This window comes from Paraburkholderia sp. MM5477-R1 (genome assembly GCF_050436385.1).
Taxonomy (GTDB): domain Bacteria; phylum Pseudomonadota; class Gammaproteobacteria; order Burkholderiales; family Burkholderiaceae; genus Paraburkholderia; species Paraburkholderia tuberum.
On the sequence record NZ_JBNDMC010000007.1, the window covers coordinates 434,603 to 452,467 of the forward strand.

At 57.2% G+C, this 17,865-nt stretch carries 15 protein-coding genes; 11 read left to right on the top strand and 4 right to left on the bottom strand.

The window, feature by feature from the left end; genetic code table 11:
- Window positions 1-41 precede the first annotated feature (41 nt).
- Together OKW35_RS30830 and OKW35_RS30835 are read left to right on the top strand one after the other, a co-directional pair.
- Window positions 42-1,805 carry an FAD-dependent oxidoreductase gene (locus OKW35_RS30830; protein ID WP_429554045.1) on the top strand — a complete coding sequence of 588 codons (1,764 nt, stop codon included), beginning with the start codon at window positions 42-44 and terminating at the stop codon, window positions 1,803-1,805.
- A gap of 157 nt (window positions 1,806-1,962) precedes the next feature.
- Window positions 1,963-2,751, top strand: a complete 789-nt coding sequence (locus OKW35_RS30835; protein ID WP_429489888.1) for an IclR family transcriptional regulator — start codon at window positions 1,963-1,965, stop codon at window positions 2,749-2,751.
- 230 nt (window positions 2,752-2,981) lie between these two features.
- On the opposite strand, the gene OKW35_RS30840 is transcribed toward OKW35_RS30835, so the two are convergent.
- A complete protein-coding gene (locus tag OKW35_RS30840) occupies window positions 2,982-3,758 on the bottom strand; it encodes a glucose 1-dehydrogenase (RefSeq protein ID WP_128584350.1) in 777 nt (258 codons plus the stop codon).
- Between the two features lie 539 nt (window positions 3,759-4,297).
- Between OKW35_RS30840 and OKW35_RS30845 the strand changes: the two genes are divergently transcribed.
- From OKW35_RS30845 to OKW35_RS30880, 8 genes are all read left to right on the top strand, one after another.
- Complete coding sequence (locus OKW35_RS30845; protein ID WP_429554046.1) at window positions 4,298-5,509, top strand: porin; 1,212 nt, start codon at window positions 4,298-4,300, stop codon at window positions 5,507-5,509.
- Window positions 5,510-5,573: 64 nt separating this feature from the next.
- Window positions 5,574-6,770: an ABC transporter substrate-binding protein gene (locus OKW35_RS30850; RefSeq protein WP_429554047.1), complete on the top strand. Its 1,197-nt coding sequence runs from the start codon at window positions 5,574-5,576 to the stop codon at window positions 6,768-6,770.
- 53 nt (window positions 6,771-6,823) lie between these two features.
- Window positions 6,824-7,747 (top strand): branched-chain amino acid ABC transporter permease, encoded by a 924-nt coding sequence (locus tag OKW35_RS30855; RefSeq protein ID WP_429555105.1) that lies wholly within the window; start codon window positions 6,824-6,826, stop codon window positions 7,745-7,747.
- On the top strand, window positions 7,744-9,525 hold the full coding sequence (locus OKW35_RS30860; protein ID WP_429554048.1) for an ABC transporter permease subunit: 1,782 nt from the start codon (window positions 7,744-7,746) through the stop codon (window positions 9,523-9,525). The genes OKW35_RS30855 and OKW35_RS30860 overlap by 4 nt, the downstream gene beginning before the upstream one ends.
- Window positions 9,526-9,538: 13 nt before the next feature.
- Window positions 9,539-10,249 (top strand): ABC transporter ATP-binding protein, encoded by a 711-nt coding sequence (locus OKW35_RS30865; RefSeq protein ID WP_106305395.1) that lies wholly within the window; start codon window positions 9,539-9,541, stop codon window positions 10,247-10,249.
- Window positions 10,250-10,291: 42 nt separating this feature from the next.
- The gene (locus OKW35_RS30870) at window positions 10,292-10,981 is read left to right on the top strand and encodes an EthD domain-containing protein (protein ID WP_408279852.1); all 690 of its coding nucleotides are present in this window, start codon (window positions 10,292-10,294) and stop codon (window positions 10,979-10,981) included.
- 148 nt (window positions 10,982-11,129) lie between these two features.
- Entirely contained in the window at window positions 11,130-11,921 is a 792-nt protein-coding gene (locus OKW35_RS30875) for a CocE/NonD family hydrolase (protein ID WP_429554049.1), read from the top strand.
- A gap of 90 nt (window positions 11,922-12,011) precedes the next feature.
- On the top strand, window positions 12,012-12,998 hold the full coding sequence (locus OKW35_RS30880) for a CocE/NonD family hydrolase C-terminal non-catalytic domain-containing protein (protein WP_429554050.1): 987 nt from the start codon (window positions 12,012-12,014) through the stop codon (window positions 12,996-12,998).
- Window positions 12,999-13,204: 206 nt separating this feature from the next.
- Here OKW35_RS30880 and OKW35_RS30885 read toward each other — a convergent pair whose 3' ends face one another.
- The 3 genes from OKW35_RS30885 to OKW35_RS30895 form a co-directional block, all read right to left on the bottom strand.
- Window positions 13,205-14,218 (bottom strand): EthD domain-containing protein, encoded by a 1,014-nt coding sequence (locus OKW35_RS30885; RefSeq protein ID WP_429554051.1) that lies wholly within the window; start codon window positions 14,216-14,218, stop codon window positions 13,205-13,207.
- Window positions 14,219-14,485: 267 nt separating this feature from the next.
- Window positions 14,486-15,616, bottom strand: coding sequence for an alkene reductase (locus OKW35_RS30890; RefSeq protein ID WP_429554052.1), 1,131 nt, complete (start codon window positions 15,614-15,616; stop codon window positions 14,486-14,488).
- 54 nt (window positions 15,617-15,670) lie between these two features.
- Window positions 15,671-16,663, bottom strand: coding sequence for an LLM class oxidoreductase (locus OKW35_RS30895; protein ID WP_429554053.1), 993 nt, complete (start codon window positions 16,661-16,663; stop codon window positions 15,671-15,673).
- 94 nt (window positions 16,664-16,757) lie between these two features.
- On the opposite strand from OKW35_RS30895, the gene OKW35_RS30900 reads away from it, so the two are divergent.
- On the top strand, window positions 16,758-17,678 hold the full coding sequence (locus OKW35_RS30900) for a LysR family transcriptional regulator (RefSeq protein WP_429554054.1): 921 nt from the start codon (window positions 16,758-16,760) through the stop codon (window positions 17,676-17,678).
- Window positions 17,679-17,865: the final 187 nt, after the last annotated feature.

Consider the following 17,865-nt stretch of genomic DNA (forward strand, 5'->3'; position numbering starts at 1 on the left):
ACGCACCTGAGGTGACGCGTCCTCGCTATCGGAGATGCGTGATGAAGCAGGAAAGCGAATTCAGCTGTGACGTGCTTGTTATTGGTTCGGGATGCTCGGGAATGTCCGCGGCAATCACGGCCGCGTCTGAGGGGCTCAATGTCCTCGTTATCGAGAAAGAGCCGAAGTTCGGCGGCTCAACAGCTCGCTCGGGCGGTTGGCTCTGGATTCCGAATACAGCGCTTGCAAAGGTGCAAGGGATTTACGAGGCAGAAGATGCCGCGCGTACGTATCTCCAGCACGAGGCGGGGTCGAGCTTTGATGGTGAGCGCGTCGACGCCTTCATCAAGAATGGGCCGGAAGCTGTAGACTTCTTCACAGCGAAGACAGCTGTACGCTTCGACATGCCTCTCGTGTTTCCCGACTATCACGCCGAGGCGCCCGGCGGTACGCAAGGTGGTCGTTCCATGGTCACTCGTCCGTTTGACGGCCGCGAACTCGGCACGGCAATCAAGGACCTCGCTCCTGCGCTGCCCGAACTCACCGTATTCGGAATGATGCTTGGTTCGGGCAAGGAAATTGTGCACTTCATGCGGGTGACGAAGTCAATCAAGTCTGCCTGGTACGTCACCAAGCGTCTCTCTCGCCACTTTGCAGACGTTTTGAAGCATGGTCGCGGCATGACGCTGACGAACGGCAACGCGCTTGCCGGTCGTCTCGCAAAGTCGCTCTTCGACCTGAACGTTCCTCTTTGGCTCAACACCAAGGCGCTCAGCCTCACCAACGACAACGGCCGAATCACCGGAGCGGTCCTTGACCGGGCCGGTTCGAAAGTACGTGTGACCGCGAATCGTGCTGTTATCTTGGCGAGCGGCGGTTTTCCGTACGACATCGAACGTCGCAAGCAACTCTTCCCACACGCTCCGACGGGTTCCGAACATTTCTCGCCTTCTCCGACCGGTAACACGGGCGACGGATTGCGCATGGCTGAAGCAGTCGGCGCTCAAGTGACGACAACGCTGCCGAACGCGGCTGCCTGGGTGCCGGTTTCGACGCTGACCAGAAAAGACGGAACAACAGGCATCATGCCGCACTTTATCGACCGCGCGAAGCCCGGCGTCATCTCCGTGCTGCGCGACGGCCGCCGGTTCACGAACGAAGGCCACTCGTACCATGATTTCGTGCAAGCCCTGGTGAAGTCAACGCCGGCGGGAGAAGAGATTTCCGCACATCTCATCTGCGACCACAAGACTCTCCGAACGTATGGCCTAGGTAGTGTTGCTCCGTTCCCGATGCCCATTGGCCGCTATCTGCGCGTCGGCTACCTGACGAAAGCATCAACCGTAGACGAGCTGGCCGAGAAGATTGGCGTCAATGCGCTCAACTTCAAAGAGACCGTGCGAGGCTATAACGCCGAGGCGCGACTAGGTCGCGACTCACTCTTCGGGAAGGGAAGCACAGCATATAACCGTTATCAGGGTGACGCTCTTCATTCGCCGAATCCGTGTGTCGCGCCTATCGAGAAAGGCCCTTTCTATGCTCTCAAAATTCGCATCGGTGACATTGGCACATTCGCTGGCCTGAAGACTGATTCTTCATGCCGCGTGCTCAACTCCGACGGCGCGCCAATCCACGGGCTGTTCGCGGTTGGCAACGACGCATGCAGCATCATGGGCGGGAACTACCCCGGCGCCGGCATTACGCTGGGACCGGCGCTGACTTTCGGCTACATCGCAGGCAAAGCAATCGCAGCTACCACGGAGGTTCGGAAGGAAGACACTGTGATGGACGCTCCGGCTACCAAATTTGCAGTGGTGTCCCATTAACGAAGCGTAGGAATTCCGATGGGTGTGCATTTGCCGCGGTTGCTGTTGCCCAGCGGCCGCGGCTTTTTTTCGCATGTCGGACCTTGTCGAGAAAACGCGACGTGCCGACCGTTTGGCATCACCAGGTCCGGGACGATGCTCGCAAAGGAGGGGAGATATGGAGGCTGCCGAATGCGTCGAGCAACTTGCTCCGAGAAGAACCAGGAAGCAGCGTGGAATCCATGCGATGGAGGTTGGAGGGACGCTTTTGCAGCATCTGGCTGACGCCGGAAAACCTGTTTCGATGCTGGGGCTGAGCGCTGCAACCGCCTTACCTTTGAATCAGGTCTTCACATACATGGTCAGCTTGGTTCGCACAGGACTGGTTAGACGTGATTCAACGACCCACAGCTTTGAGCCCGGACCACTTGCGTTGAAGCTCGGCCTGCGAGCTTTAGCGCAGCTCCACCCATTGCATAAGACGGTGGAGTTGGCCATTGAACTGCTTAAAGACGATAATCACGGCGCGTTTGTGGCGATATGGACAGACCACGGCCCCACCGTCATTCGATACCACGGCCCCGAAATGTACCTGCATGTCGGCTTGCACGTGGGGTCGGTAATGTCAATCGCCCACAGCAGCACAGGACGACTGTTCGCCGCGTTCCTTCCGAGGCAGACGATAGAACCGATGCTTGCTCGTGAAGTTGCGAAGGCCGATGCGGTCTCAGCGCGATGCTTTGTTGATGTAATTGAGAACTTCGCAGGAGATGTGCGGGGCACACATCTGTCACGAACGCTGGGTGTGCCAATCCCTGGCGTCGACAGCCTGAGCGCGCCTGTTTTCGACCGCGGGCAGATGGTGCTTTCAGTTACCATTTTCGGCCCGTCAAGCACGCTGGATACCTCTGATACCGGAACCGTTGCGAGCGGACTGCTTCAGCTTTCTGAAAAGCTGTCTTCTTAACGCCTTGGGAATCGAAGACCCGGGTGGTCCATGCCTGCCCAGCAAGCTGGTGGAAAGGATGATTAGAGGGAGGTTCTCGAAAATGTGCAGCTTCTGGTGCCGGCGTCGGCACGTGCTATCCGCAAACGGATTTCGCCGCGAGAACAGCGAAGGACTCGCTTCTGACTGCTCCGGCGTCGACGCTGTTGTACCAAAAAAAGCCCGCTGGGCGGGCTTTTGCAAGACAGACCTTAGATAGCTAGAAATCCGCCATCTACCGCGAGGGTTACCCCCGTCACGTAGCGCGACATTCCAGACGCCAGGAATATTGTCGGGCCGACGAGGTCCTCCGTTTGGCCAACCCGACCCATAGGGATGCGTGACATAAACGCCTCGAGACGCGCCGGATTCTCGCGTGTTGCAGCCGTCATAGGGGTTTCGATGACGCCGGGCGCCAATGCATTTACGCGTACCCCGTGAGGCGCGAGTTCGGCCGCTAGAGACTGCGTGAACATCTTGATTGCACCTTTGGACGGGGAATAGCCGAGGCTAGCGCCTTGTCCAGCATAAGCGGCGATAGATGCAACGTTGATAATCACGCCTTTGGTCGTCTTGATAGCCTCGAGAAACGCGTGCGTGACATTGAACGTCCCTTGAACGTTCACGTCCATCACTTTCTTCCAGTTCTTGGCTGCATTCGGGCTTGTCAAGTTCTCACGAATAATGATGCCCGCATTATTCACAAGCAGGTCGACACAGCCGATGTCGTTGGAGACCTTTTCGGCAAGGGTGTAGCAAGCGTCTGCGTTGGTGACATCCAGCTCGAACGGCCACGCTTTCCCACCTTCCTTCTCAATGAGCGCGGCGGTTTCCCTGACGTGTTCAAAAGCAATGTCGCTAACCACAACCTTGGCGCCGGCCTGGGCAAGGCCGAGCGCGAGTGCACGGCCATTGCCTTGTCCTGCGCCGGTTACGAAAGCCACGCGGTCTTCGAGCAAACGTGGCGCGACGTATTGAGGGAACGACATGATTTCTCCTTGATGTCTGATGGATATACGGTTAGCAACGCCCGCTGCGTTAGTGTTTCACGTAAACATATGTGATTGCATAGGTATAATTACCCACATCCAGACACCACATTCCATCGATATGGCGATAGCGCTGATGCGTTGCTTGCGACTTAGCGTATGGCTCCGGCTGGAACCCACACGGTGTGTGGGTTCTCGCCGTCCGATGGTCTTTGAGATGAATGTGAAGCTGCCCGATATAGATTTGCACCTATGCAAAAGTAGTGGCGTATGTTTAATTTTGTGGCGTAGTATCTGGGCTATCGGGGGAGGCAGCCCTCCCTCAAGACAACGAGCGCCGCAAATAGGTCAATCTGCGCGCCGCGCGTAACACGGTGCGTTCCTCTCGAATCCAGTGAGAGTAAATCGCTACACCGATTCGTTATCCTACATATAGCAAGCCGAATTGGCCCTGTTGCCCACGAGAGGCCGCGACAAGTGATGGCAATCAGACGCCGCCGCTGACGACTCGGACTAAAAAATTATTAAGGAGACTTTTAATGGCGAAGAAGAGAGTTGTTCGATGTGCAGTAGGTGCGATTCTTGGTTTGGCTGTTCTTCCTGCATTTGCTCAGTCGAGCGTGATTCTGTACGGCATTGTCGACACGTCTATCACCTATCAAAACAGTCAAACAACTCTCGGCTCGACGACGCCGGGAAAGTCCAACGTTCGCATGCAGTCGGGTGTGTGGAACGGAGACCGTTGGGGGCTTCGTGGCACAGAGGACCTCGGTAACGGTTATCAGACGTTGTTTGTCCTGGAGTCGGGATTCAATATCGCGAATGGCGGACAGCAGTTCACGAATGCGATGTTTGGCAGACAGGCGCGTATCGAGTTGTCGAACCCCGCCTATGGGGCCTTGTCAGTGGGCCGTCAATATAGCGCTTATTACGTGATGCTTTCACCGTGGGTTCCCGCGTTCTATGTGACCGGGTACGGTTCGCATCCCGGTGACCTCGACGGCATGGATACCTACTATCGCTCGAACAATGCGATTTCCTATACGACGCCGACGTTTTACGGCATTACGGCGAGTGGCCAATTTGCTCCTGCCGGCGTACCTGGAAGCTTGAACCAGGGGTCGACGTGGAGCGGGGGACTTCAATACAAGGGCGGAAATTTTGGTCTTGCCGCGGGCTTCTGGCGCATCAATAACTCAACCCCCGGCGGTGGCCCATACGGCGCGGAATCTTCTGTGAACTCATCCGGTCAGCAGGGCGTGTCGGCCATCACAAATGGCTACAGCCAAGCCCAGGCTCAACAGCGCTTCGCTGTCGACGGCGGCTATGTCTTCAACCAGAACTGGGACATCTCGTTCGCATATTCGAACGTGCAGTACGTCCCGGGCGTGAATTCCAAGTTCACCGACACGGCCGTCTGGAACACGGTAGGCAGTGTGCTTCATTGGAAGCCGGCCGTTGCGTTCGATTTGGCACTTGGCTACAGCTACACGTGGGCTTCCAAGGCGAACAACATCTCGGACGCAGCCAAGTATCACCAGGTCGTTCTCTCCCAGTATTACGCGCTTTCGAAGCGTACAGGTTTATACGCGCTTGAAGGATACCAGCGTGCGTCGGGCCAGACGCTGGGTAACCCGGGGACTGGCGCAATTATTAATGCCACACCGGCCATCGGTGACAGCTTCCAGACGACCCCGGGGGCGAGCCGCTCCTTGGTCGCGGTCAGTCTGGGTGTCGTGAGCAAGTTCTGATTGATTGAAACGACGATGGGATGAATACGCCCATCGAATGCTGAAGCAACAGGTTGGAGACATCATGAAAGCAATTCGCGTCATCGCAGGAATCGTAGCCTCGCTCAGTTTTGCTGCGGCGGTCCCCGCCGCGTCGGCGCAGGAAATAAAGATTGGCTTCAACGGCGACCTTTCTGCGTCGCCCTCGGCACAGAGCGGACAAGCCGCTGTCCTTGGCATGCAAGCTGCAATAGCTGATGTGAATGCGGCGGGTGGACTGCTCGGCAAAAAACTGACGCTCGTCGTGCGCGACGATGTATCACAGCCGCCCAAGTCCATCCAGAACATGACGGACCTCATCGACAACGAAAAGGTTGTTGCCGTCTTCGGTCCGACGAACTCTGGAAACGCAATGGCATGGAAGCACATCGTCAATCAGAAGAAGATGCCGGTGATTGACAATGTCTCGTCGGGAACGGACATCACCAAGCCGATGAGCCCCGGTGCGGACAACTACATGTTCCGTGTCTCGATGGTCGACCGTGAGCAAGTCGCGGCGCTGATGGCGTATGTGAAGAAGACGGGTAATGCAAAGAAAGTTGGCTTCATGACCGAGACGACAGGCTACGGTCAAGGTGCTCTCAAAGACATGAAGTCCATCGCCGAGATGCAGGGAATCACTCCCGCTGCCATCGAACAATTTGGCGTCAGCGACACCGACATGACTTCACAGTTGAACAAGCTCAAGGAGGCGGGTGTCGACACGGTCATCATTTGGGCGCAGGGTACGCCTATCGCTCAGGTTATGCGGAGCATGGAGAAAATCAACTACTACCCGCGTACGCTCAGTTCCTGGGCGGCGGACAACATTACTTTCTATGATGCAGCCGGAAGGACGTTGGCAGAGAAGCCGCTCTTTCTGCGTACCGTCAGTGAAAATCGGACCCCGGCGCAGGACAAGTTGTTCACCCGCGTCGGGTCTCAGCTGAAGGCGCCGAGTTCGTTCTCGTTTGCGCTGCACGGCTACGACTCCGTGATGATTCTGGTTCAGGCAATCAAGCAGGCGAACAGTACCGATGGCGCGGCAATCCGTGTTGCGCTCGAGAACCTCAATGCACCGGTGCAAGGTTTGCTTAAAACCTACAACAAGCCTTTCAGCAAGACAAATCACGAAGCACTGGTAGCAAAGGACTTCGTTTGGGTGCACTGGAAAGATGGCCGACTCGTGCCGTACAGCGATGCGCTCGTTGCGTCCCTGACCCCGGCGGACTACAAGCAGTAACGGTCCCATTGATGATGGCGGCACCGCAGGTGCCGTCACAGCGGAGAACACTCATCATGGAAGCTATCTTTCAGGCGGTAATCAGTGGGCTGGCGGTCGGCGGCGCATATGCGCTTGTGGCGCTGGGCTTCAGCATCACGTTCACCACGACGAAAACGCTCAACTTCTCGCACGGCGAGTTTGTATCGAGCGGCGCATTCATTGGAATGAGCGCGATGCTGCTCCTCTTGGGAAAGCCAATCACCTCGACAACTTTCGGCGGGGCGGTTCCCAGCGTGAGTGCGCAATTGTTGGCGCTGGTTGCCGCACTCGTGGTGATGGGCGCGCTCGGATGGCTCCTGTATGCCGTCGGCGTGCGTCCTTTCGCAAAACAGCCTGGAATGGCGTGGGTCATGAGCACTCTCGGGTTCGGTGTGGTCTTGGACAGCATTGGGCTGGCCACCTGGGGCCCTAAACCGGTTGTGGTGCCGTCCCCTGTTGGTGACTCCGTTATTCAACTTTTCGGAATCGGCGTCCGTCCGCAAGAGCTGCTTCTCCTGGCGGTGGCCGTCCTCGTGATGCTTGCCTTTGACATCGTCATGCGAAAGACGATGGTTGGAAAGATGATGCGCGCTGTCGCCGCCAACGGTAACGTCGCGAGCCTGATGGGCATCAACACGAACGCAGTGATGATTGGTTCCTTCGTGGTGAGCTCGGCGTTGGCTGGGCTGTCTGGCTTTCTCATTGCACCCATCACGCAGGCGTCTCTCTTCATGGGCCTGGCCATTGGACTGAAGGGCTTTTCTGGCGCGATGGTAGGTGGTCTCAACAATCCCCGCGGTTGCGTTATCGGTGGCTTTGCTCTCGGAGTGTTCGAGTCAACGGTCAATTTGTGGCAGGCGCAGTGGCGTGAGATTGCGGTGTTCGCTGTGGTGATTCTCGTCCTGGCTTTCAAGCCGACGGGCCTCTTTGGCAGCCGCCTCGTGGAGAAAGTATGAAAAAGTACAGCCACATAGCAGGCGTGTGCGCCATCGCGGTCGTGCTCGGCGCCGCCGCGCTGTCTATCGGAAATGACTATTACCTGCACATCGCGTTCATGATGTGCGTCTACTACCTGTGCGCCGCCGGCATGAACGTCCTTGTCGACTTCGCAGGGCAGAAGTCGCTCGGTCAGGCGGGACTGTTCGGGGCGGGAGCTTACGCAGTCGCACTTCTCACATCGCAGACGGAAATCAATCCGTGGGCAGCCATGGCCATCGCAACGGCCATCTCGGGCGTCTGCGGGGTGCTCATCGCGCTGCCGTCGCTTCGTGTCAAAGGGCCGTACCTGGCCATGGTCACACTCGCGTTCGGTATCGTTGTGGAACGGCTGGTCAGCGACTGGACAGATGTGTTTGGCGGAGCCCAAGGCATCTACGGGATTCGTAGCCCGGAAATGGGTGGGCAGCCGATGTCGCTCGGTCAATGGGTGTGCGTCGGGCTCGTTTTCTGCGCGGTTACTCACCTGTTGCTTCGCAACCTGCTGAATGGAAGGTTTGGCCGTGCCTTCCTTTCGCTTCAGGCTGACGAAATTGCATCGTCGTCGGTGGGCGTTCGTGTCTATCGGGGCAAAGTGATTGCGTTCGTGATTGCAGCGGTGACATGTGGACTTGCTGGCGCAATGGTCGCTCAGCAAAACCAGTACATCAATTCCGATTTCATCTCGTTTCAGCTCTCCATTTTCATCCTGCTGCTCGTCCTCTTTGGCGGAGCGGGAACGAAGCTAGGGCCCGTCGTTGGCGCAATCGTCCTGACCCTGCTTGATGCACTTCTCGCACGTTGGCCTTCAGTTCAGCACACGCTGTATGGGCTGCTGCTCTTGTTCGCGTTGTATGTGATGCCTGGCGGAGTAGTCGGAACGCTATCGAAGCTGGTCGGACGCAAGAGTCAAGATACGAAGGAAGAATACGCTGCCCCGGGCGGGCAGGTCACGACGCTCTTGCGCGGCGGCCGTTCGAACGGTGGAGAGTTGCTGACGGTTACCAAGCTCTCGAAAGCCTATGGTGGCGTGAAACCGGCTCAAGACATTTCGTTCGCCTTGAAGCGCGGTCATATCCACGCGCTCATCGGCCCGAATGGTGCCGGGAAGAGCACGATGATTAACATGGTAACGGGCATCGTCCGTCCGGACAGCGGGTCGATTCGCTTCAACGGGAAGGAGATAGGTGGAAGCGCGGTTCATTCCATCTGTTGCCTCGGTATGGGCCGTACCTTCCAGAACCTGAGACTCTTCGCCGATTTGTCGGTTCTCGACAATGTAATGCTTGGTCGGCACAGCCGGATGAAGAACGGCTTGTTTGCTTCCTTGTTCGCGACCTCGAAGGCGCGTCAAGAGGAGGAAATCACGAGGCAACTTGCGCGCGAGCTGCTTGAGCTGGTTGACCTCGGTCACCTGGCGAGCCGTCCCGCAGGGAGTCTGCCTTATGGCCTGCAACGCCGGGCCGAGCTCGCCCGTGCACTGGCCACCGAACCGCAGCTGTTACTGCTGGATGAGCCGGCAGCGGGTTTGAATCCACAGGAAACGGCGGAGCTGGGACAGCTGCTCCTTCGTATCAGCAAATATGGCGTGAGCATCCTGATGGTCGAGCACCACATGGACCTCGTCATGTCGATTTCCGACCACGTCATCGTGCTTGACTACGGCATCAAGATTGCCGAAGGCAAGCCTGCAGACGTCCAGGCCAACCCGCGCGTCGTCGAAGCATATCTCGGCGTCGACGAAGCTGAAGCCGCATGAGAGAGGAGCAACGATGCTCAAAGTCGATTCAGTAAAGGTCTCTTACGGCGCTATTCAGGCCGTGAAGGGTGTGAGCCTCGAGGTGAGGGAAGGCGAAGTCGTCACCATCATCGGCGCGAACGGTGCCGGGAAAAGCAGCCTTCTAAAGAGCATCGCGGGGCTGCAGGCGGTCTCCTCCGGCCGCATCACGGTTGGCGGTCGCGACTGCACCCAGTTGCCTGCACACATGCGCCTCGGCCTCGGTATTGCCCTGTCGCCCGAAGGTCGCGGCGTGTTTCCCGACCAGACCGTGCGTGAGAACCTCCTTCTCGGAGCCTATTCCCGCAAGCAGCCGATGTCCGCGACTGAGGTAGCGATGGAGCGGGAGTTTGACCGGTTTCCACGTCTTCGCGAACGTCAGAACCAGCTCTCGGGAACGCTTTCCGGGGGCGAGCAGCAAATGCTCGCCATTTCGCGCGCATTGATGAGTCAGCCGCGCATGCTTCTTCTCGATGAGCCTTCGTTGGGCCTGGCTCCGCTGGTCATCCGCGACATTTTCGATGCCATCCGTAGTCTGCGCGAGGATGGCCTCACCATTCTGCTGGTCGAGCAGATGGCGAAGCAGGCCTTGGGGGTCGCTGACAGGGCATATGTGCTTGAGGTTGGCAACATCACGCTGGAGGGGTCTGGGCGCGACTTGCTGAACGACCCAAAAGTCAAGGCGGCATATTTAGGCGCGCATTGACCGCGCCGAGCTTTCGACCTAAGTCACGACACTGGAGGATTGATGAGCACGGTACGCATGGGGCTTATTTCAAAGAAGCCCGAATGGTCGAACGATGAGTTTTACAAGCATTGGCTCGGCCATCACGGCCCGTTGGTGAAAAACGCACCTGGACTCAGTCAGTATTGGCAGAACCACATTGTCGACCGTGTTCAGCGCGGAATCGACTTCGAGCGGGAGCCGTGGGAGTTCGACGGTTTCTCGCAACTGTGGATTTCGGACCCGAACAAGCCGTTCGGAGAGGGGGAGCTGCCGCAAAGAATCATCGAAGACGAGAACCATTTCCTCGGCCGCCTTCATATCCTGACCGTCAGGCAGACGACGGTAGTAGAAGTGCCGGAAGACGCGTCTCGTGCAAAGCTCAAGAAGCGGATTTCTCTCATCCGCCGTCGCCCCGAGCTTTCGGAGCAGGACTTTCTGAACGAGTGGAAAGTACATGCGGATTTCGTTCGCACGATGCCTGGCGTCAAAGGCTATCGGCAGAACGCGGTAGTGCAGCGAGAGCTTCAGAAAGGCAGGCCTTGCAATTACGACGACCTACCCATTGATGGGGTCGTTGAGTTCTGGTTCGAAAGCACTGAGTCGCTGCAAAAGGCGTTCGAATCAGAGGTCGGCGTGAAGACGATGGAACATGCAAAAACATTCCTCGCCGGCATCACCGCGTTCCTGGTCGAGGAGCACCGAATCATCTGACGTCCCTGGAATTGAGTGGGTGCCGCGTCCCTGCGACGGCGGGGGCCGCGGTTGTGGTGCTGGCGTAAGTGGATTACGTCTTGTAAATAAAGTTAGGAATGGAGAGTAAGTTTATCTAACGATTGGCGAGACACCGATGGAGGTCGTCATGAAGCGTTCAAGTCGTGCAGCGCTGCTTGCAGCCGCGGCAATTCTGTTATCCGGTGCGGCAGTTCCCGCGCTTGCGTCTACACCTTTTCCGGGTGGAGTATGGAGCCCGGGTAATCCGACTTACGGGACCGCACTAGACAAAAGCGTCCCGGTCACCATGAGCGATGGAACGGTGCTTATGGTCGATGTGTCCTATCCCACCGACTTGCATACCGGTGCTCGGGCGAAGGGTCCGTTCCCTGTCATTGTCACTCAAACGCCATACCTTGGGAATCCGTCCACGGCTGGTGATTACTTCGTTCAGCGAGGCTACATCTATGTGACAGCATCGGTCAGAGGGACTCGAAACTCAGGCGGCGAATTTTCGTTCTTCGGCAACGACGGGAAGGATGGTGCGGAGATAGTCCAATGGGCCGCGACGAAGCTGCAGAACTCAAACGGCAAGATTGCTCTGCAAGGCGGTTCATGGTCAGGACTGAACCAATACACGACGGCGCTGGCAGCCGGAAAAAATTCACCAATCAAGGCTCTAGCACCGTTTTGTGCAGGAGCCGAGTTTTACCGTGAGACGTATTTCGCAGGCGGCATCCCTACGCAAACGGGCCAGTTCCCACTAGGTTTCGGTGCGGCGGTTGGTAATAATCATGGCGCGACCGCATACGGCCAGGCAATGGTCGACGAAATCAACGCGGGTGGCCCCAGGGCTTATGACAGGGATTTTTGGAAAGTGCGCTCTCCCGGCACATTCGCGCGTCAACTCGCAGACCTCGACATTCCGACTCTGATTTAAAGCACGCACCAGGACATTTACGCTGAGAGCTCTATGTCCATGTACGCATATTTGCAGAACGCGAGAAGCGGCCAATACGTATACGGTCCCATGCGTCCGAACCAGGATGTCACAGGCCGCTACCAGGTGATTATCAGCCAGGGCGGTCACTGCCAATTTGAGGAGCAGACGACTGGGCAGAACATTACAAACAACATCACGCTGGAATGGTTCGATACCTGGCTCAAAGGTAAGAAGACAGGGATGGCGGACACTAAGCAACCAGTTCACGTCCACGAGCTAATTTCCAACAACTGGATTAGCACGTCGGCTTACCCGGTTGCGCCTGTGTACAAGCAATACTTCCTTACGCCCAAGGGAGCGCTTTCAAAGAAGCCTTCGAATCAATCGGCGGAAGTTAATCTACTTTGGGCGCAGCCAGGCGCCGGGAGCACGGCGCAATTTGATGGGCCGGTCCTGAAAAAGGGAGCGACGCTGGCCGGCCCGATGAGCGCGTCATTCTATGCCTCGTCGACAACGCCGAATCTGGAACTTATCGCGACGGTGCAGCTTGTGGGTGCCGATGGGACCGTCACACCACTTTCCAGTGGTACTGTTCTTGGGAGCCTTTCAAAGAACGACCCAAATCGGTCTTGGCTTGATAAGAACGGAGTGCCGGTAAAGCCCTATGGCGAGTATTTCGCTGACCACTATGTGCCAGCAGGCAACATTCGACGGTACGACTTCGTCATATCGCCAAAGTTTGCTTCCATCCCCGCAGGAAGCAAGGTCCGCCTCATAGTCAGCACCCAGACTCCCTCGCAGCAGTCGAACGGCATCGGGTCGCCGCCTCCGGCAAACTCGCAATGCTCTCCCGTACTCGGCACCGACGCATGCTTTCCGACGCATCCTCAGGCGGTCTCTCTGACGGGAAGTACCGTCTCACTGTATGTTGGCGCAAGCCTCCCGTCGTCCTTGAATTTGCCTTTGCTCAAAGCAGGCTGCTTCAAGTCCGAAGGCAACACGAGTGTCCCATACTGGGACTCTGATTCGGCGAAGAAGGACGGTCCCGTATGCCAGGAGGCAGACGACGACTGAGCGGTATTCGATGCGGTAAGTAGTTCGCCCCGTCCTAAGGGACGGGGCGTTTCGCGGGAGTGGGAAATTTCCGAATTAACAGGTTGCCCCAATGCAGTCGACTCCTAGTGCTTTCAGTGGTGATGGCTCGGCGAACAAATCGATAACGCGGCGCATATTCGGACAGGTGAGTGCGGCCGGTCGCTACAACGCCGCAGCGGAATTCGTTAGGCGGTGCGAACCTCGGGGCGGATGCGGTTGACAATCATCATGCTGATGGTCGTCCAATATTCTGACGCTGCTTGCTCAGTCTTAAGGGACTCGTGCTCGACAATACTTGCGTTCATCGGGCTCACCAGAAAATCTTCGAGGTCTGCGAGGCTTGAAAAGCTCATGAGACTTATTCCATCAAGCGTCGCTGCGTCAGGGTGAAAAAAAGGCTGGCCGGGTTCTCGGCCACCGATGTTGTGAAGCTGGGCATAACGTTTGACCAACTGACTGCCTTGGCAGTGACTGCTGACATAGGGGCCATGGTCCTCGAGCCACCACCGCTGGAATGACTCGCGCGCCTCGTCTTTTCGACGCACATGTAGCTTGACCAATGTGACTGCTTCATTTCCCGATTCGCTGGGAATAATGATGTGCTGCCGAGCAAGTACCGGCGCGATGTCACGAAACATGGTCAAGTCTTCAGGAAGAATTTTGGTGCGCACTCGCTCGTTAGCGAACACAGCAGCGATGTCATCGATGCTCTCAAAGTTGAGATACGCGACGCCGTCCCAGCGCGGCCGTTGATACGGTTCAATGTGTCCGAGAATTGTCGGCCAGAGCATTCCGCTTTCGTCGACCGGAGCGCGGTATGGGGGCGCGTTAAAGCTTGTTGGCCCTGGAGCGAATCGATGCAGTTGGTCATAACGCAACATTCGCTCTAAGCTGCGGTCGTCGTCCTCTTCGATGTGGGTGAAACGAACGCCATGCACCTTTCGCCAATACTCGCCCCAGTGCTCGAAGCTGACGTTGGGATTACTCTCGAAGCCAATGGCGGAGGAGTTTTCCGCCGGGTCTCGTAATGGACGGCCAGACTTGTCGAGCGTGTAACCATCACCCACTCGACGTGCGTCGATTGGCGTCGTATCCGCACGGGAAAGCAACGAAAAGAGAACTGTCAGCGGCCCGCTTCCCCCTCGTCGAGTTTGGACGTAGGGCGGTCGAAACAGCTTCTCGGCAACGAACTTAGACATGGGTTGACCTTGGGACGATTTGAAAGAAAAAAATGGGGAGTCGAGACGTCTCCCTCACCCACGCTGACATCTCATCGCCCAAAGCGCTCTTCGATAAGCGAAAACGGCACGAAGGCGAAACCTGCGGAGTCTCGACGCCGACATACTGACGAAGGGCTATTTTGAGTTCATTGTCACTCGCTGTCCGCGACGTGGGTTTCGTCTGGAAGATAGAGTCTTGAAATCTGCCCAGGTCAATAACGTTAGCATCTGGCACCACGATTACCCTCAAGACGGAGCGTAGGGAGCGTAATCCACGTAGCCCTCTGCGCTGCCACCATAGAAGGTCGCCGGATTCGCGGGGCTCAGTGGCCAATCATTCTGAAGGCGGGCAACGAGGTCAGGGTTGCTGATGAATGCTGCGCCGAATGCAACGAGGTCGATGACGTCAGCGGCAATCATTTCCTCCGCAAGTTCTCGCGACATACCACCTGCAAGAATGAGCGCAGTATGTGGCAGAAAGCCCTTCAGGAGACGCAGGAGGGCCATGAATCCGGACTCGGCTTCCGGTTCGAGAGCGTTGTCCAGGCGCGAGTATCCCGACTGATTCATGACGTGAACATACGCGAGCTTTCGCTTCCCGATTTCGCGGCAGAGCTCACTGTATGTCGCATCAATGGTCGGATAGAAGGGCATGTCGAATAGCTTGCCGTAAGGCGAAATTCGAATGCCGACCCGCTCAACACCAATACGTCCAGCAACGGCATCGATGACTTCGAGAGTGAAGCGCAACCGATTCCCAATGTTGTCGGCTGAGTAGCAATCGCTCCGGTCATTGACGAGCGGGTTCATAAACTGCTCGAACAGATAGCCGTTCGCGCCATGAATTTCGACCCCGTCAAACCCTGCCTTCATAGCATTCTCGGCAGCCTGAGCAAAATCCTGGACGATACGCCGAACTTCCTGCGTTTCGAGCTGGCGAGGCGTGGGCGTGTCTACGGGGTTGGGCTTCCTGCTATCGTCGTAGGCGAAGGCCTTCGCGTTCACTGCCTGTTTGGAACTGGCGCTGACGGGGGCCTTCCCGCCTTCCTGGATTGAATGATGGGAAACGCGGCCGACGTGCCAGAGTTGCGCGAAAATCTTTCCGCCGACGGCGTGAACGGAATCAGTTGTCAGGCGCCAGCCGTCGATTTGCTCCGGCGTGTAGATGCCTGGGTTGAACAGATACCCTGTTCCTTCTCGCGAAATCGAAGTGCCTTCGCTGACAATCAGACCAGCAGTAGCGCGCTGCGTGTAATAGAGAGCAATGCGTTCATCAGCGACTTCGCGCGACGCGCGTGCTCGCGTGAGCGGAGCCATGACGATGCGATTCTTCAGTGCGGTGCCAGAGAGATTGAATGGTTCGAAAATGGTTTTCATAGATGGATTACGCGACCACGTCAGGGAGCCAGCGTGCACTTGAGTGGACATCGTTCAGTGTGAAGGAAAGTGCGGAAGGACTTCGGAAGCGAGCTCATCCATCAGCTCAGCGTACGGGCGTCGACTAACCTTGGGATTCAGCGCGATGTGATTCACGCCCGCCGTCTGAGCGTCGTGCAGAAAGTTCGCAAGGCCTTTGCTCCCGGCTCGAAATCCGCCGCGCGTGCGGATAAGCGGCTCATTCTGGTCCTCTACCAAGTCGAGAAATCCACCAATACCAAGAGGCTTGAATTCTTCGGGACCGCAGGTCTGTTCAACCTGAGCGCGCCATTGTTTCGCGAACGATGGCAGCTGTTCGGGCACCGGGGAGGAGCCAATGAATCCGTCCATGTTCTCAGCAATCCAGGCCAAGCTTTGTTGGGCTCGCCCGATGGCAACAGTCGGCGTCCCACCGAATGGTGGCTTCGGTACAAGGTCGTGCGTTCCACGCGAGCTTCCGAATCTGGGCGAAGAGAACCGGGGAAAATCGTCGTGTAGCACTCTGGTGAAGACATCGAAAGCATCACGGAAGCGCTCGCCTCTTGTCTCAAAGTCGATGCCGAAGAGAGGGTACTCGGCCGGGCGGTCGCCAGATGAGAGGCCCAAGACCATGCGCCCGCCCGATAGTTGGTCAAGCGAAGCTATCTGCTTGGCAAGAATCAACGGCTCACGCATCGGCAAGACGATTCCTGCCGTTCCGAGCGCTATTTTCCGAGTAAAGGCAGCGAGATAGGCGATGTACGGAATGGGGTCGAAAACCTGACCGACATCGCCGTAGTCTGGGTCATAGAAGGGGACGTCGCGCATCCAGAGGGCAGCAAAGCCGAGACTATCGGCTTTCTGAGCCATCGTAACGTGGTCTCGCATCGTCGGCGCCGGCCTGTTCGGGTGGGTTTCAAGCGGCAGAATTAGGCCGACGGTCAGCTTCTCTCGCAAAAAGAGCCGCGCATAAGCGGGCTGTTCAGATAGCTGGGCGCGGCTGAAGCCCTGTTCAACGTTGGCGTTCATACGGGTTCTCCCATGTTGGCTCCATTTTAATTTCGTCCGAGAAAGGCATTAACCGCCTAGAATTCCATTTACTTAATCCCTCGATTCTCAAATCATGTCGAAAGATAGATTCGATGGACTCAACGAGTTCGTCCTGTCAGCCCAGGAGGGAAGCTTCACGGCGGCCGGCGCTCGGCTTGGTTTGACCAGCAGTGCGGTCGGCAAAGCCGTCACGCGGTTAGAGGGACGTATCGGGGCCAAGCTGGTTCATCGAACCACGCGGCGGCTCACCCTAACGAACGAAGGAGAGGCTTACCTGGCCAGCTGTCTGCGCGTGCTTGAGGATTTGGACGAGACGGAGAGCTTTTTGGCCACAGGACACCAGGAACCGGTGGGCCGGGTCAAAATTGAGTTGCCGGCCACCTTTGGCCGGCAACACGTGCTTCCGTCGCTGCTCGAACTTTCGCGCCGCTATCCTCGGCTGGACATCTCGGCGAATTTCAGCGAGCGGCTGGTCGACCTTATCGCCGAAGGCGTCGATGTTGCCGTTCGAATCGGCGAATTGAAGGATGACGCTGACATTGCCGCGCGACGACTTGGGGAACAGCGTCTGGTGATTTGCGCCTCGCCTCAATACTTTAAAGAACACGGGAAGCCTAAAGACAAGGCAGACCTGATTCTGAATCACGACTGCATTGCGGGGTTACAGCGAAGTCGCCGGCCCGCGTGGCTGCTTCGGAATAACGCTGGCGAATTTGAACTCACGCCGGTGAGAGCGCGGCATGAGTGGGGTGACGGTGAGGCGATGCTAAATGCTGCGGTAGCGGGTTGCGGCGTGGCTCAGCTTCCAACTTGGCTTGTGGGTGCGCATCTTCGCAACGGGGACCTGATTGAAATCCTCAAGGAATGGTCTGGGGGGGAGATGCCGGTTCATGTCATCTGGCCGAGAACAAAATATGTCCAGCCACGGGTCCGCGTGGTGATTGACGAGCTCATCCGGTTGTCCAGCGACGTCAGCTCCGGGTTCAAGCCTTGAATATCAGGCGTCGGATGGTCTCGCGGAACTCGGTACCAGACCCGTGCTGTCGCAAGATACGGCGAAGGCTGGGTGCGTCTCGACCCGAAGGACCCAGCGTCGCTCTTCGCCATCCGGCACGACCGCCGCCGGCCGAGCCGCAAGCGTCGTCTCGCGGCGTAACCCAGTAACGCTCTCGTTCCACCTT